Source organism: Streptomyces sp. ICC4 (assembly GCF_003287915.1).
Lineage (GTDB): Bacteria > Actinomycetota > Actinomycetes > Streptomycetales > Streptomycetaceae > Streptomyces > Streptomyces tritrimontium.
On the sequence record NZ_CP030286.1, the window covers coordinates 2,794,677 to 2,809,001 of the forward strand.

Consider the following 14,325-nt stretch of genomic DNA (forward strand, 5'->3'; position numbering starts at 1 on the left):
CTGGCCTTGCCTCCGGCCCTGGCCCTGGCCCTGGCCCTGGCCCTGGCCTAGCGGGCCTGGCAGCCCGGGCACCAGAAGAGGTTGCGGGCGGCGAGACCGGCGGTGCGGATCTCGCCCCCGCAGATGTGGCAGGGCATGTTCGCCCTCCGGTAGACGTACACCTCGCCCCCGTGGTCGTCCACCCTCGGCGGGCGGCCCATGGCCTCGGGCAGGTGCTCGTCGCGGACGGTGTCGATGCGGTTGTTGCGCACGCCCTCACGCATGAGCAGGACCAGGTCGGCCCAGATCGCGTCCCACTCGCGGCGGGTCAGGTCCTTGCCGAGGCGGTACGGGTCGATGCCGTGCCGGAAGAGCACCTCGGCGCGGTAGACGTTGCCGACGCCCGAGACGACCTTCTGGTCCATGAGCAGGGCGGCGACGGTGGTGCGGGAGCGGGAGATCCGGGCCCAGGCGCGGTCGGGGTCGTCGGCCGGGCGCAGCGGGTCGGGGCCGAGCCGGTCGTGTATCGCCTTCTTCTCGCCCTCGTCGATCAGGGCGCAGGCGGTGGGTCCGCGCAGGTCGGCGTAGTGCTCCTCGTTCAGCAGCCGCAGCCGGACCGTCTCGGTGGCGGGCGGGGCCGGGGCGGGGCCGAAGCCGAGCTTCCCGAAGAGGCCGAGGTGGATGTGGACCCAGGCGTCGCCGAGCTCCAGGAAGAGGTGCTTGCCGTGCGCCTCGGCGGATTCCAGCTCGCGCCCGTCGAGCAGGGCCGCGCTCTCGGCGAACCGGCCCTGCGGACTGCTCACCCGGACCGTGCGGGCGGCGAAGCGCTCGGTGTGGTCCCGGGCGAGGCGGTGGATCGTATGCCCCTCGGGCACGGCGGTACTCCTCGGAAAAGAAAAACCGGCCGCGCCGCCCCTGGAGGCGACGCGGCCGGAAGCGGGATCAGCCCTGCGGGTGGTGCGCCGGGATCGGGGGGAGCTCGCCGGTCTGCTCGTAGGCCGAGAGCATGTCGATGCGGCGGGTGTGGCGCTCCTCGTCGGAGTACGGCGTCTTCAGGAACGCGTCGATGAAGCTGACGACCTCGTCCTGGGTGTGCATGCGGCCGCCGACGGAGATGACGTTGGCGTTGTTGTGCTCGCGGCCGAGCTCGGCGGTCTGGACGCTCCACGCGAGGATGGCGCGGATGCCCTTGACCTTGTTCGCGGCGATCTGCTCGCCGTTGCCGGAGCCGCCGATCACGATGCCGAGGGAGCCGGCGTCCGCGGCCGTCTTCTCCGCGGCCCGCAGGCAGAACGGCGGGTAGTCGTCCACCGCGTCGTAGATGTGGGGCCCGCAGTCGACGGGCTCGTGGCCGTTGTTCTTGAGCCAGTCCACCAGGTGGTTCTTGAGCTCAAAGCCGGCATGGTCGGATCCGAGGTACACGCGCATGGATCGAGTGTGGCACGAGCGCACCCGCCGGGCGGCAGCGGGTGTCGCGTAAGTCACTTCTCAAGCTCAAGTAAACCCAAAGGACGCAGATGGGACACGGTGGGACCGAAGTCCCGGACGTTCGTCCCCTCGCAACGATCCGGACTGGGGTCTTCCGCCCTGCGTTCATCTCAGGTTTGAATGCCCGGGCTCGCAACCCGAGAACCTAAGGATCCGTCCATGAGTTCCACGACGACCCTTCAGAAGGCAGGCGACCCGACCGGTGAACCCGGTTCGGCCCAGCCCTCCGACGGTCTCAAGGCCGGTCTCAAGAACCGCCACCTGTCCATGATCGCCATCGGCGGTGTCATCGGCGCCGGCCTCTTCGTCGGCTCCAGCGGCGGCATCGCCAAGGCCGGCCCCGCCATCCTGCTCTCCTACGCGCTGGTCGGCGCGATGGTCGTCTTCGTCATGCGGATGCTGGGCGAGATGGCCGCCGCCAGCCCGAACTCCGGGTCCTTCTCCGCGTACGCCGACCGGGCGCTCGGCCGCTGGGCCGGCTTCTCCATCGGCTGGCTGTACTGGTTCTTCTGGGTCGTGGTCCTGGCCGTGGAGGCCACCGCCGGCGCCGTCATCCTCGAAAGCTGGGTCCCGGCCGTCCCGCAGTGGGCCTGGGCGCTGATCGTGATGGCCGTGCTGACGGTCACCAACCTCGGCTCGGTCGCCTCGTACGGCGAGTTCGAGTTCTGGTTCGCCGGCATCAAGGTGGTCGCCATCGGCGGCTTCGTGGTCATCGGCATGCTGGCCGTCTTCGGCGTGCTGCCGGGCTCGGACAACCCGGGTGCGGGCTTCGCCCACCTCACCGACACGGGCGGCTTCATGCCGAACGGCTGGGGCTCGGTCCTCACCGGTGTGCTGATGGTCGTCTTCTCCTTCATGGGCAGCGAGATCGTCACACTGGCCGCCGGCGAGTCCGAGGACCCGCGCCGCGCGGTCACCAAGGCCACCAACTCGGTGATCTGGCGGATCGGCGTCTTCTACCTGGGCTCGATCTTCATCGTGCTGACCCTGCTGCCGTGGAACGACAAGTCGATCACCGAGAAGGGCTCGTACGTCGCCGCCCTGGACTCGATCGGCATCGCGCACGCCGGCCAGATCATGAACGTGATCGTGCTGACGGCCGTGCTGTCCTGCCTGAACTCGGGCCTGTACACCGCCTCCCGCATGGCGTTCTCGCTGGGCGAGCGCGGTGACGCGCCGAAGGCCTTCGCCAAGGTGACCAAGCGCGGCGTGCCGACGGCCGCGATCCTGGGCTCCGTGGTCTTCGGCTTCGCCGCCGTCTACTTCAACTACGCCTTCAAGGACACGGTCTTCAGCTTCCTGCTGAACGCCTCGGGCGCCATCGCGCTGTTCGTGTGGCTGGTCATCTGCCTGACCCAGCTGCGGATGCGCGGGATCCTGATGCGCGAGGCCCCGGAGAAGGTGACGGTGAAGATGTGGTTCTTCCCGTACCTGACCTGGGCCACCGCCGCGATGATCACCTTCGTCCTGGGCTACATGGTCTACGACAAGGACAACCGCGAGACCGTCCTGCTGTCGCTGCTGGTGGCGGCCGTGGTGATCGTCATCGGCGTGGTCCGCGACGTACGCCGCAAGGCCGCCGCCCGCCTCTCCGCGTAAGCGGGGGCGGCGCGGACGCGCCTGCGCGCCCGGCGCGGGCGCAGGCACGCGGGCGCGCAGGCGCCGCACGACGACAGCAGCCCCGGACCGCCGCTCGCGGTCCGGGGCTGCTGTGCGCGGTCCGGGCGGTCAGCCGCGGCGGAGGAGCTTCCACGCGGCGGGCAGCAGGCCCATCGCCAGTGCGGCCTTGAGCGCGTCGCCGATCAGGAACGGGGTCAGGCCGGCCGCGACGGCCGCGCCGAAGGACATCCCGGTGGCCAGCGCGAGGTAGGGGACGCCGACGGCGTAGATCAGCGCGGAGCCCAGCACCATCGCGCCCGCCGCACGCGGGACGGAGCGGTCGGCGCCGCGCCGCGCGAGGGCGCCGACGACGGTGGCGGCCAGCAGCATGCCGAGCACGTAGCCGAAGGAGGCACCGCCCGCTCCGGAGGTGCCGCCCGCGAACCACGGCACGCCGGCCATGCCGACCAGGGCGTAGAGGGCGAGCGAGAGGAAGCCGCGGCGGGCGCCGAAGGCGGAGCCGACGAGGAGGGCCGCGAAGGTCTGCCCGGTGACGGGGACCGGGGAGCCGGGGACGGGAACGGCGATCTGCGCGGCCAGGCCCGTGAGCACGGCCCCGCCGGCGACGAACGCGATGTCGCGGACGCGGCTCGCGGGCAGGAGGTCGGCGAGGACGGCGCCGGGCCGGAAGGATACGGAAGCAGTGCTCATCGGGGACTCCGCGGGAGGCTGGTGTCGACAGGACGATCACCGACGTTAGTCCCGGGTCCGCGGCCGCATCAGCGTCGCCCGGGACAAAGCCGCACTCCCCGGTTTGGTGGGGAGTAAACAAACCCACTGGTTCACACCCGAGTTGAAGTGATCCGCATCACGAGCCAGAACCGATAACACGTCCGTTTTGCACGGATGGGTGCTCTCCGGGGAGACTGTAGGGTCCCTCCAACTGTCGCGGAGCCCCCACCGCCGCCAGGCCACAGAGAGTACGAGCACCCCTCATGCGCGACCCCCTGCCCGAACCGCCCTCCGGCACGGGCGGGCTCCCTCCGGAGCCCCTCAGCCACAGCCTCAAGCAGCGCCACCTGACCATGCTGGGCCTCGGCGGCGTGATCGGCGCCGGGCTCTTCGTCGGCTCCGGAGCCGGCATCACGATCGCCGGTCCCGCGATCATCCTCTCGTACCTGCTCGCGGGCGTCCTCGCGATGCTGGTGATGCGCGCGCTCGGCGAGATGTCCGCGGCGATGCCCGCCTCCGGCTCCTTCTCCGTCTACGCGGAGAAGGCGCTCGGCCGCTGGGCCGGCTTCTCGGCGGGCTGGCTGTACTGGTTCCTGCTGGTCGTGGTGCTGGCCGTGGAGGCCACCGCCGCGGCGAAGATCGCGAACGGCTGGCTGCCCTCGGTGGACCAGTGGGTCTGGGTGCTCGTCTTCATGGTGGTCTTCACCGTGAGCAACCTGGCCGCCGTACGGAACTTCGGCGAGTTCGAGTTCTGGTTCGCCGCCCTGAAGGTCGGCGCGATCGTGCTGTTCCTGATCCTCGGCACGCTGGCCGTCTTCGGCTTCCTCCCGGACACCGACCCGGTCGGCATGGCCAATCTGACCGGCCAGGGCGGCTTCTTCCCGAACGGCGCGAGCGGTGTGGTCGCCGGCATGCTGGCCGTCGTCTTCGCCTTCGGCGGCCTGGAGGTCGTCACCATCGCGGCCGCCGAGTCGGACGACCCGGCCAGGTCCGTGGCCCGCGCGGTGCGCAGCGCCGTGTGGCGCATCCTCTTCTTCTACGTCGGCTCGATGCTGGTCATCGTGACCCTGCTGCCGTGGGACTCGCTGGCCCCGGGCCAGAGCCCGTACGTGGCCGTCCTCGACTCGATCGGCATCGCGCACGCCGGGCAGATCATGGACGTCGTGATCTTCGTGGCGCTGCTGTCGGCGCTCAACGCGAACCTGTACGGGTCCTCGCGCATGGTGTTCTCGCTCGCGGAGCGGGGCGAGGCGCCGAGGTCCTTGCTGAAGGTGTCGGGCGGCGGGGTGCCGCGCCGGGCGGTCTTCGCCTCGGTGGCCTTCGGGTTCGTCTCGGTCGTGCTGAACCTGCTGTGGCCGGACACGATCTTCCTCTACATGCTCAACGCGGTGGGCGCGGTGCTGATCTTCGTGTGGGCGCTGATCGCGGTCTCACAGCTGAAGCTGCGCCGCATGATCGAGCGGGAGATGCCGGAGCGGCTGACGCTGCCGATGTGGCTGTTCCCGTACGCGACGTGGGCCGCGCTGATCGCGATGGCCACCGTGCTGGTCCTGATGCTGTTCGACGATTCGGCGCGCCCTCAGCTGCTGTGGTCCTCGGGGGCGGCGGGCGCGGTGCTGCTGGTGGCGTGGATCCGGGAGGTCCGGGAGGGCCGGGCAGTCCGGGCCGAGCGGCCCTGACGGAGCCGATGTGTCGGAACGGGCCCGGGACCTTCGTCCCGGGCCCGTTCTCGTGTGCGGACGGATGATCACGTCCCGTGAACCGGGTGTCCGGATGCTGGACGGTAAGTGTCCGATAAACGGACGATGGGCAGACTGGGGCACCTCACCCCGTCCACCCGCACACCGGACAGGCACCACTCCCATGAGCCACAGCACCCTGACCCCGCCCGAGCAGCAGAGCGCGGACCCCGCGACCACCGAGGGGCCGGCTGACGGATCCTCGCCCCTGGGCAACGGACTCAAGCAGCGCCATCTCTCGATGATCGCCCTCGGCGGCGTCATCGGCGCGGGCCTCTTCGTGGGCTCCGGCGCCGGCATCGCGGCCGCCGGCCCCTCGATCGTGCTCGCGTACGCGGCGTCCGGCCTGCTCGTGATGTTCGTGATGCGGATGCTCGGCGAGATGTCCGCGGCGAACCCGGCCTCCGGCTCCTTCTCGGTGCACGCGGACCGGGCCATCGGCCCGTGGGCGGGCTTCACGGCCGGCTGGATGTTCTGGACGCTGCTGTGCGTGGGCGTCGCCATCGAGGCGATCGGCGCGGCGCACATCATGACGGGCTGGTTCCCGGGCACCCCCTCGTGGATGTGGGTGCTGGTCTTCATGGCGGTGTTCTGCGGCTCGAACCTGGCCGCCGTCTCCCACTTCGGCGAGTTCGAGTTCTGGTTCGCCGCCCTGAAGATCGGCGCGATCGGGCTCTTCCTGGGCCTGGGCGTGCTGGCCGTCATGGGCGTGCTGCCCGGCACCGACTCCCCCGGCTCGGCCAATCTGCTCCACGACGGCGGCTTCCTGCCCAACGGCGTGGACGGACTGCTGGTCGGCCTGCTCGCCTCCGTCGTCGCCTACGGCGGCCTGGAGACGGTGACCATCGCCGCCGCCGAGTCGAAGAATCCGGTCAAGGGCGTCGCCAAGGCCGTGAAGACCACCATGTGGCGGATCGCCATCGTCTACGTCGGCTCGATGCTGGTCATCGTCACGCTGCTGCCGTGGAACGACCCGGCGGTCACCGCCGACGGCCCGTACGCGGCCACCCTGAACCACCTGGGCATCGAGAACGCCGGCCAGGTCATGAACGTGGTCATCCTGATCGCCCTGCTGTCCGCGATGAACGCGAACATCTACGGCTCCTCGCGCATGGCCTACTCGCTGGTCGCCCGCGGCCAGGGCCCCAAGGCGCTGGGCAAGCTCACCGGCCGGGTCCCGCGCCGCGCGGTGCTCGCCTCCTCCGGCTTCGGCTTCGTCACCGTGCTGCTGTCGTACTGGTACCCGGACACCCTCTTCGCCTGGCTGCTGAACATGGTCGGCGGCGTCATCCTCGTCGTCTGGGGCTTCATCGCCGTCTCGCAGTTCGTGCTGCGGCGCCGCACGGAGCGCGAGGCCCCCGAGAAGCTCGTCGTGAAGATGTGGGGCTTCCCCTATCTGACGTGGGTCGCGGTCGCCGGCCTCGTCGGCGTCCTGGTCCTGATGGCCCTGGGCGAGGACACCCGGATCCAGCTCGTCTTCACCGGCGGCCTCACCCTCGCGCTGGCCGCCACCGGCTACGCCGTGCAGCGCCGGGCGGCGGCGCGCGAAGCGGCGTAGCCCCCTCTCAACACCCCCCGGAACACCTCCCGGAAGCCGGGCCCGTGCGATCGCACGGGCCCGGCTTCCGGCGTTGCGGAGGTCCCCGCAAGAGAGGCAACCCTTATGTGAGCTGCGGAATAGATACTGCTAGCGTGCAGTTGCGCATTGATTGCAATAAGCAGTTGGCTCGCTGAGGGGACCGGATAACACGCATGGCCATCTACACGCTGCCTGAGCTTCCTTACGACTACGCGGCTCTCGAGCCGGTGATCAACCCGCAGATCATCGAGCTGCACCACGACAAGCACCACGCGGCCTACGTCACGGGCGCCAACAACACGCTGGAGCAGCTGGCGGAGGCGCGCGAGAAGGAGAACTGGGGCGCGCTGAACGGCCTGGAGAAGAACCTGGCGTTCCACCTCTCCGGGCACATCCTGCACAGCATCTACTGGCACAACATGGCCAGCCCGAAGACCGGCGAGGGCGGCGGCGAGCCCACCGCGGCCGACGGCCTGGGCGACCTGGCCGACGCGATCACCGAGTCGTTCGGCTCCTTCGCCAAGTTCCGCAAGCAGCTGACCTTCGCGTCCTCCGCGACGCAGGGCTCCGGCTGGGGCGTGCTCGCGTACGAGCCCGTCAGCGGCCGCCTGATCGTCGAGCAGATCTACGACCACCAGGGCAACGTCGGCGTGGCCAGCACCCCGGTCCTCGTCTTCGACGCCTGGGAGCACGCCTTCTACCTTCAGTACAAGAACCAGAAGGTGGACTTCATCGAGGCCATGTGGAACGTCGTCAACTGGCAGGACGTGGCCAAGCGCTACGCCGACGCCAAGGCGAACACCCCGCTGCTGATCCCCGCCAAGGGCTGATCGGCGCCACCAGCCCTCCCCCAGCTACCGCTGGGAGGTGCCCCCGGGTCTCGTGATCGTCTTCTCAACTTTCACCCCGGGGGCGTGTCCACCAGAAGGCCCCCGCGAGGACGTGACTCGCGGGGGCCTTCTGTATCCACCATACGGTCGGCCTCGCCGAGCAGCCGTGAAGTCGCTGGCCAGGCCCGGCTCGTGGAGCCGGGCCTCGCGCGCAAATGGGGACCGAACTCGGATTCCCCGCAATGAAGGCTCCAGCGTTGTGCACCTGGAAGCGTTGATCTCCTCTGCCCCGTTTGTGGAACAGACTCCCAGTCGGGCCGGTGTACGGCCCGCTGGGTGGTTGACGCTTCGCAGCCTGCCCAACGGCTAAGGCTCCACGTCCTGCAACCGCCGATCCGGCGGCCGTACTGCTGGGTGATATCAGCTTGATTATCGCCGATGCCGGAACTGAGCGTAGCGCAAACCGGCCCTTCGCAGCTCGGGTTCGAGAATGCGTTGCACTCCCGCCTGAAGGGCGGCATCACCGGCAGCCGCGCCACCCACACGAGCTCCCCGACAGCGGGGTACGCACCGCGGCCCGAGGGCCGTCCACAGCGGGGGCACCACCACGCAAGCTGCCCGCGGCACCCGGTCTCGGGGGCGTGCGGGCAGGCCGGCGTGCGCTGCGTTGTCGTTCGGTATCCCGGGCTCTGCCCGGCCGCCGCTGCGGCCGAGCGGTTCCTCGCGCATGCTCTCGTGCGTCGGGCTGGTCCCCATAGGGGGACGTTAAGGGGGGAAGGGGACACCCGCCTCCCGGGAGGAGCCCTCCGGAGGACTCTCCGGACTACTTAAGAGGTGTTCCGTAATTCAGGCGGCGTCGATCTTGAGGTGATGACTTCGGGAGCGCTGCGGTATGTGCCGTCGCCGATTGCCAGTCGGTGACCTGTGACTTGCTTGAACTGCTCACGCACTGTGTCGTAAGGCAGCTATTTTAGTGAGGGGAGGTGACGGTGATGCAGGCTGCCCAGCCGAGGAAGTTCCGGGGGAAGAACAAGGCCCCGAAGTGGACCAAGCCAGACGACGGGATCGTGTCGGTGATGGTGCTGCCGCTGGCCGTCACCGATCCCGCCGACCTCGCCCGGCTGGAGAAGCTGTTCGGGGCGATGTGGTCGGTCAAGCGTGCCGTCCAGCTGGATGCCCGCGCCAAGGTGGACGCCTACTGGGCCGCGTACCGCGAGCGGGAGGAGCAGGGGGCGAAGGTCGTAGGGCAGCGCCTGGGCTTGTCCCGTGAGGGTCTGGAGTGCTGCGCGTACAAGCATGTGGAGGAATCGGGGCACCTGAAGCACCACGCCTCCAAGGCCCTGGCCATGCATATGGCCGATGCGGTGTGGACCGGCGTACAGCGACACCTCTTCCCCGACGCCACCGGCCAGCGCTTCGGCCGCCCGAAGATCGGCAACTGGCACGACTTCACCCGCATCCCCGGCCGCGCCCGATCCCACACCACCGAGAACAAATGGGACCTTCCGCCTGGTCGGCACCCTCCACGGCCACTCCACGGCCTACACCGACGGCGGCCGGCACGCGCTGATGCAGCCCCGCCTGATGCCGAAGCCCACGATCCCGGATGTCCGCGTGCCCACGGGCAAGGTCACCGCCTCGGGCAAGCCCGCCACTCGGAAGGCGACGTGGTGGGACCACACCGGCCCCCTCGCCGTCGTCTTCGCCGGAGGACCCGAAAGTGCCCGTGGTGATCTCGTACTTCCGGTACGCATCCCGCAGCAGCCCGGCCAGTGGACGCGGGTGCGGCACTTCCTCTCCCACCCCGGCTGCTGGCACAAGGTGGACCTCATCCGCCGCCGCAAGGCCGGTGCGCCGGGCGGCTGGGTGTATGAGGCGCACCTCATGATCCTTGCTCCCGGATACACCGCGCCCAGCGTGCGGGCCATGCGTGACCGCGCCGTCCAGCTCGACCGTATCGGCGGGGTGGACGGCAACGTCTCCAACCTCTCCGTCGTCTCCTTCCCCGCCGCCCTCACCGACGGCAAGCCCGTCTCCACCGAGATCACGCTCACCGATACCGAGCAGGCCCTGTTGGAGAGGCAGGCGAAGAAGCGGCGGGACCGTGCGCGGGCGCTGGAGCGCTCCCGCCGGGCGACGAACGCCGCGCAGTACGGCCTGTCGAAGAAGCAGGCCAAGCACGCCGCCCGGAGGAAGGCGCATGGCCTCAAGCCGAAGACGGTCAACGTTCCTGGTGGTGCCCGCGTTGCCCGGTCCGATGGAGTGCCAAAGCAGGCGTTCCGCCGTGACCGACTCTCCGCCAACTACCGGGAGCAGCGGGCCCGCCAGGTCGAACACGCCGTCGGCATCGCCGAGCACCGCCGTCACCGCGCCCGCCTGGTGGCCCGGGAGATCATCGCCGCCCACGGTCCCGTACTCGTGGTCGAGGACTGCGACATCCGCACCTGGTACCGGCTGTGGGGCAAGCGCCTGTCACAGACCACGCCGGGCATGCTGATCTCGGCCCTCAAAGTGGAGTGCGAGGCGGCCGGTGGTCGACTGGTCCGGGCCTCCACCTGGTCAACGGCCCTGTCGCAGCACTGTCTGTGCGGTGAGCGGGTACGCAAGAGCCTGCGGGACCGTGAGCACAAGTGCACCGCGTGCGGCCTCACCGGCAAGCGGGACCTCGTATCCGCCGCGCTGGCCGCGTTCGTCCGCTTCACCGACGTAGACGACCCCACGACCGCATACTTGGACACCGCCATGTCCCGGCACGCACAGATCACCTACGCACAAGCGCTGGAAGAAGCGCTGCGGGAGTCAACCACACCGAGCCCGAAACCGCTCCGGCGGCCGGGTCGCGTGGCAGTCCCACGGCAGCAACGCCGTGAGACCCCTGCTCCCCGAACCGCCGGACAGCGGCACCGAGCGACCCCGGATGAGTCACGCTCGCGTGGCCACGCCGGAAAGCCCGGTCCCCGCACCGCGTGCAGTCCACAGCTCACCCTCTGGTGAATTGCGGATCAAGTCTTAGTCGAAGATCGGGCCCTGGGTGCGGGTGCGCTTGATCTCGTAGAAGCCGGGGGTGGAGGCGACCAGCAGGGTGCCGTCCCACAGACGGGCCGCGGCCTCGCCGCGCGGGGCCGGGGTGACGACCGGCCCGAAGAAGGCCACTTCCTCGCCGTCGGCGCCGGGAACGGAGATCACCGGGGTGCCGACCTCCTGGCCGACCCGGTTGATGCCGTCGTTGTGCGAGTCGCGCAGCACTTCGTCGTACTCGTCGGAGTCGGCGTAGTGGATCAGCTCGGCGGGCAGGTCGAGCTCGGCCAGCGCCTCGACGATCGCCTCGCGGGTCGGGCCCTGGCCCTCGTTGTGGAAGCGGGTCCCGATCGCCGTGTAGAGCTTGCCGGTGACCTCGTTGCCGAACTTCTGCTGGGCGGCGACGACCACGCGCACGGGGGCCCAGCCCTTGGGGCCGAGCATCTCGCGGTAGCGCTCGGGCAGTTCGTCGAGCCTGTTCTCGTTCAGCACGGCGAGGCTCATGACGTGCCAGCGGACCTCGACGTCACGGACCTTCTCGACCTCCAGCATCCAGCGGGACGTCATCCAGGCCCAGGGGCAGAGCGGGTCGAACCAGAAGTCGACAGGGGTCTTCTCGTGCACCTGGGTGTCAGCCATGTCTCTCCTCAGATCGGAACGTTCCTCCCTGGCCAACCGGCCAGCCCGCACACGCATTCCCCCGTGGGAGGATTCGTTCAGGTATCGCGATCACGCACGAAGGAGTGCACGTGCCCGGAGAAAATCTGTCCCGTGACGAGGCCCGCCAGCGGGCCGAACTGCTGTCCGTCGACGGGTACGAGGTGGTCCTCGATCTGAGGTCCGCGGCGGACGAGGCCGAACCGGCCGAGGGCCCCCGGACGTTCCGTTCGGTGACCACCATCCGTTTCCGGGCCGCCGCGGCGGGAGTCTCGACCTTCGCCGACCTCATCGCCCCCTCGGTGAACTCGGTCACACTCAACGGGCGCGGGCTCGACGCGGCCGCCGTGTTCGACGGCTCGCGGATCGCCCTGGAGGACCTGGCCCCCGAGAACGTCCTGGTGGTGGACGCCAACTGCGCCTACAGCCGGACCGGCGAGGGCATGCACCGCTTCGTGGACCCGGAGGACGGCGAGGTCTACCTCTACACCCAGTACGAGCCGGCCGACGCCCGGCGGGTGTACGCGAACTTCGAGCAGCCGGACCTCAAGGCCCCGTACCGCTTCGAGGTGACCGCGCCCGAGGGCTGGCAGGTCTGGAGCAACGGCGCCGAGGAGTCCCGCGAGGGGCTGACCCGCCGCTTCGCCGAGACCGCGCCGATCTCCACCTACATCACGTGCGTGGTCGCGGGTCCGTACCACTACGTGACGGACACCTACGCGCGCGGGGACCTGACGATCCCGCTCGGCGCGATCTGCCGCAAGGGGCTGGCCAAGCACTTCGACGCGGACGAGGTGTTCCTCGTCACGAAGCAGGGCTTCGACCTGTTCCACGAGATCTTCGACTACCCGTACCCCTTCGGGAAGTACGACCAGGCCTTCGTGCCGGAGTACAACCTGGGCGCGATGGAGAACCCGGGGATGGTGACCTTCCGGGAGGAGTACATCTTCCGCGGGAAGGTCACGCAGGCCTCCTACGAGCGGCGCGCGAACACCATCCTGCACGAGATGGCGCACATGTGGTTCGGCGACCTGGTCACCATGAAGTGGTGGGACGACCTGTGGCTGAAGGAGTCCTTCGCGGACTTCATGGGCTCCTTCGCGCTGGTCGAGGCCACCCGCTTCGACCAGGCGTGGGTCACCTTCGCCAACAGCCGCAAGGCGTGGGCCTACCGGGCCGACCAGCTGCCGTCCACGCACCCGATCACGGCCGACATCCGTGACCTGGAGGACGCGAAGCTGAACTTCGACGGCATCACCTACGCCAAGGGCGCGGCGGTGCTCAAGCAGCTCGTGGCGTACGTGGGCCGGGACGCGTTCCTGGAGGGCGCGCGGCGCTACTTCAAGGCCAACGCGTACGGGAACACCACGCTGGACGACCTGCTGTCGGTCCTCGCGGAGGTTTCCGGGCGCGATATGGCCGAATGGTCGCGGGCCTGGCTGCAGACGGCCGGCGTCAACGCGCTGACCCCGGTGGTGACCTGTGACGCGGGCGGCCGGGTGACCGAGCTGGCGGTGCTCCAGGACGGCGCGGAGCTGCGCCCGCACCGGGTCGCGGTGGGCCTGTACCGGCTGGACGCGGACGGCGCGCTGGTGCGCTACGCGCGGGCCGAGGCGGACGTGGCCGGGGCGCGGACGGTCGTCGGCGAGCTGGCCGGGCAGGAGGAGCCCGCCCTCGTGCTCGTCAACGACGACGACCTCACCTACTGCAAGATCCGCTTCGACCCGGTGTCGCTGGCCACGCTGCGCACGCACCTGGGCTCGGTGGCCGATCCGCTGACCCGCGCGCTGTGCTGGTCCGCGCTGTGGAACCTGACGCGCGACGCGCTGATGCCCGCGCGGGACTTCGTCTCGCTCGTCCTGGCCCACTCGGGCCGGGAGACCGACGTCGGCGTGCTCCAGATGCTGCACGCGCAGGTGCGGACGGCGGTCAACCACTACGCGGATCCCCAGTGGCGGGAGCAGGGCGGCAAGGTGCTCGCCGCGTGCGCCCTCCAGGAGCTGCGCTTCGCGGAGCCGGGGTCGGAGCACCAGCTCACGTGGGCCCGCTTCTTCGCGGCGGGCGCCGCGACCGAGGGCGACTTCCAGCTGCTGCTGGGGCTGCTCGACGGATCGGCGCGGATCGACGGGCTGGAGGTGGACCAGGAGCTGCGCTGGGACTTCCTGCTGCCGCTGGCCGCGCACGGGGCGATCGGCGAGGAGGCCCTCGCCGCCGAACTGGCGCGCGACGACACGGCGTCGGGCAAGCGGCACCAGGTGCGCTGCCTGGCGGCGCGGCCGTCGGCGGCGGTCAAGGACCAGGCGTGGGCCGCGGTGGTGGAGTCGGACGCGCTGTCGAACGCGCTGGTCGAGGCCACGATCGCGGGAATGCAGCAGCCCTCCCAGCGGGCCCTGCTGGCCGGGTTCACGCAGCCGTACTTCGCGGCCATCGAGCGGCTGTGGGCGGACCGGTCGATCCAGATCGGCATGGACGTGGTGCGGGGCCTGTACCCGGCGCTCCAGGACTCCCGGGCGACGGTGGACGCCACCGACGCCTGGCTGAGCGCGCACGAGTCGGCTCCGCCGGCCCTGCGCCGTCTGGTGCTGGAGTCCCGGGACGACCTGGCCCGCGCGCTGCGCGCCCAGCACTGCGACGCGACCGCCGGCGCGGGCAAGTAACCCTCTGGCCTGCGCTTCACGCGCCGGCGGGGCCGGATTTCCCCGGC

At 70.1% G+C, this 14,325-nt stretch carries 11 protein-coding genes; 7 read left to right on the top strand and 4 right to left on the bottom strand.

What is annotated here, in order from left to right; all coding sequences use genetic code 11:
• Nucleotides 1–47: 47 nt before the first annotated feature.
• Nucleotides 48–854: a DNA-formamidopyrimidine glycosylase family protein gene (locus DRB89_RS13030; RefSeq protein WP_112448589.1), complete on the bottom strand. Its 807-nt coding sequence runs from the start codon at nt 852–854 to the stop codon at nt 48–50.
• A gap of 67 nt (nt 855–921) precedes the next feature.
• Nucleotides 922–1,407, bottom strand: coding sequence for a ribose-5-phosphate isomerase (locus DRB89_RS13035; RefSeq protein WP_112448590.1), 486 nt, complete (start codon nt 1,405–1,407; stop codon nt 922–924).
• A gap of 219 nt (nt 1,408–1,626) precedes the next feature.
• On the opposite strand from DRB89_RS13035, the gene DRB89_RS13040 reads away from it, so the two are divergent.
• A complete protein-coding gene (locus tag DRB89_RS13040; RefSeq protein WP_112448591.1) occupies nt 1,627–3,066 on the top strand; it encodes an amino acid permease in 1,440 nt (479 codons plus the stop codon).
• A gap of 129 nt (nt 3,067–3,195) precedes the next feature.
• On the opposite strand, the gene DRB89_RS13045 is transcribed toward DRB89_RS13040, so the two are convergent.
• A complete protein-coding gene (locus tag DRB89_RS13045; RefSeq protein ID WP_112448592.1) occupies nt 3,196–3,777 on the bottom strand; it encodes a biotin transporter BioY in 582 nt (193 codons plus the stop codon).
• A gap of 284 nt (nt 3,778–4,061) precedes the next feature.
• Between DRB89_RS13045 and DRB89_RS13050 the strand changes: the two genes are divergently transcribed.
• From DRB89_RS13050 to DRB89_RS13070, 5 genes are all read left to right on the top strand, one after another.
• Nucleotides 4,062–5,477 carry an amino acid permease gene (locus DRB89_RS13050; protein WP_112448593.1) on the top strand — a complete coding sequence of 472 codons (1,416 nt, stop codon included), beginning with the start codon at nt 4,062–4,064 and terminating at the stop codon, nt 5,475–5,477.
• Between the two features lie 184 nt (nt 5,478–5,661).
• Nucleotides 5,662–7,095 (top strand): amino acid permease, encoded by a 1,434-nt coding sequence (locus tag DRB89_RS13055; RefSeq protein WP_112448594.1) that lies wholly within the window; start codon nt 5,662–5,664, stop codon nt 7,093–7,095.
• A 194-nt stretch (nt 7,096–7,289) separates the two neighbouring features.
• Nucleotides 7,290–7,946, top strand: a complete 657-nt coding sequence (locus tag DRB89_RS13060; protein WP_112448595.1) for a superoxide dismutase — start codon at nt 7,290–7,292, stop codon at nt 7,944–7,946.
• A gap of 992 nt (nt 7,947–8,938) precedes the next feature.
• Nucleotides 8,939–9,679, top strand: a complete 741-nt coding sequence (locus tag DRB89_RS42855) for a hypothetical protein (RefSeq protein ID WP_162688562.1) — start codon at nt 8,939–8,941, stop codon at nt 9,677–9,679.
• Nucleotides 9,561–10,940 (top strand): zinc ribbon domain-containing protein, encoded by a 1,380-nt coding sequence (locus tag DRB89_RS13070; protein WP_162688563.1) that lies wholly within the window; start codon nt 9,561–9,563, stop codon nt 10,938–10,940. The genes DRB89_RS42855 and DRB89_RS13070 overlap by 119 nt, the downstream gene beginning before the upstream one ends.
• Before the next feature lie 15 nt (nt 10,941–10,955).
• Here the strand turns inward: DRB89_RS13070 and DRB89_RS13075 are convergent, their stop codons facing one another.
• On the bottom strand, nt 10,956–11,603 hold the full coding sequence (locus tag DRB89_RS13075) for a DsbA family protein (RefSeq protein WP_112448598.1): 648 nt from the start codon (nt 11,601–11,603) through the stop codon (nt 10,956–10,958).
• A 110-nt stretch (nt 11,604–11,713) separates the two neighbouring features.
• On the opposite strand from DRB89_RS13075, the gene pepN reads away from it, so the two are divergent.
• Complete coding sequence (gene pepN, locus DRB89_RS13080) at nt 11,714–14,278, top strand: aminopeptidase N (protein WP_112448599.1); 2,565 nt, start codon at nt 11,714–11,716, stop codon at nt 14,276–14,278.
• The last annotated feature ends 47 nt before the right edge of the window (nt 14,279–14,325 follow it).

Bases quoted from the DNA above. Each gene is read 5' to 3' on its own strand.
- DRB89_RS13055 (WP_112448594.1), top strand. From the start codon at position 5,662: ATGAGCCACAGCACCCTGACCCCGCCCGAGCAGCAGAGCGCGGACCCC.
- DRB89_RS13035 (WP_112448590.1), bottom strand. From the start codon at position 1,407: ATGCGCGTGTACCTCGGATCCGACCATGCCGGCTTTGAGCTCAAGAAC.
- DRB89_RS13050 (WP_112448593.1), top strand. From the start codon at position 4,062: ATGCGCGACCCCCTGCCCGAACCGCCCTCCGGCACGGGCGGGCTCCCT.
- DRB89_RS13040 (WP_112448591.1), top strand. From the start codon at position 1,627: ATGAGTTCCACGACGACCCTTCAGAAGGCAGGCGACCCGACCGGTGAA.
- DRB89_RS42855 (WP_162688562.1), top strand. From the start codon at position 8,939: ATGCAGGCTGCCCAGCCGAGGAAGTTCCGGGGGAAGAACAAGGCCCCG.
- DRB89_RS13075 (WP_112448598.1), bottom strand. From the start codon at position 11,603: ATGGCTGACACCCAGGTGCACGAGAAGACCCCTGTCGACTTCTGGTTC.
- DRB89_RS13045 (WP_112448592.1), bottom strand. From the start codon at position 3,777: ATGAGCACTGCTTCCGTATCCTTCCGGCCCGGCGCCGTCCTCGCCGAC.
- DRB89_RS13060 (WP_112448595.1), top strand. From the start codon at position 7,290: ATGGCCATCTACACGCTGCCTGAGCTTCCTTACGACTACGCGGCTCTC.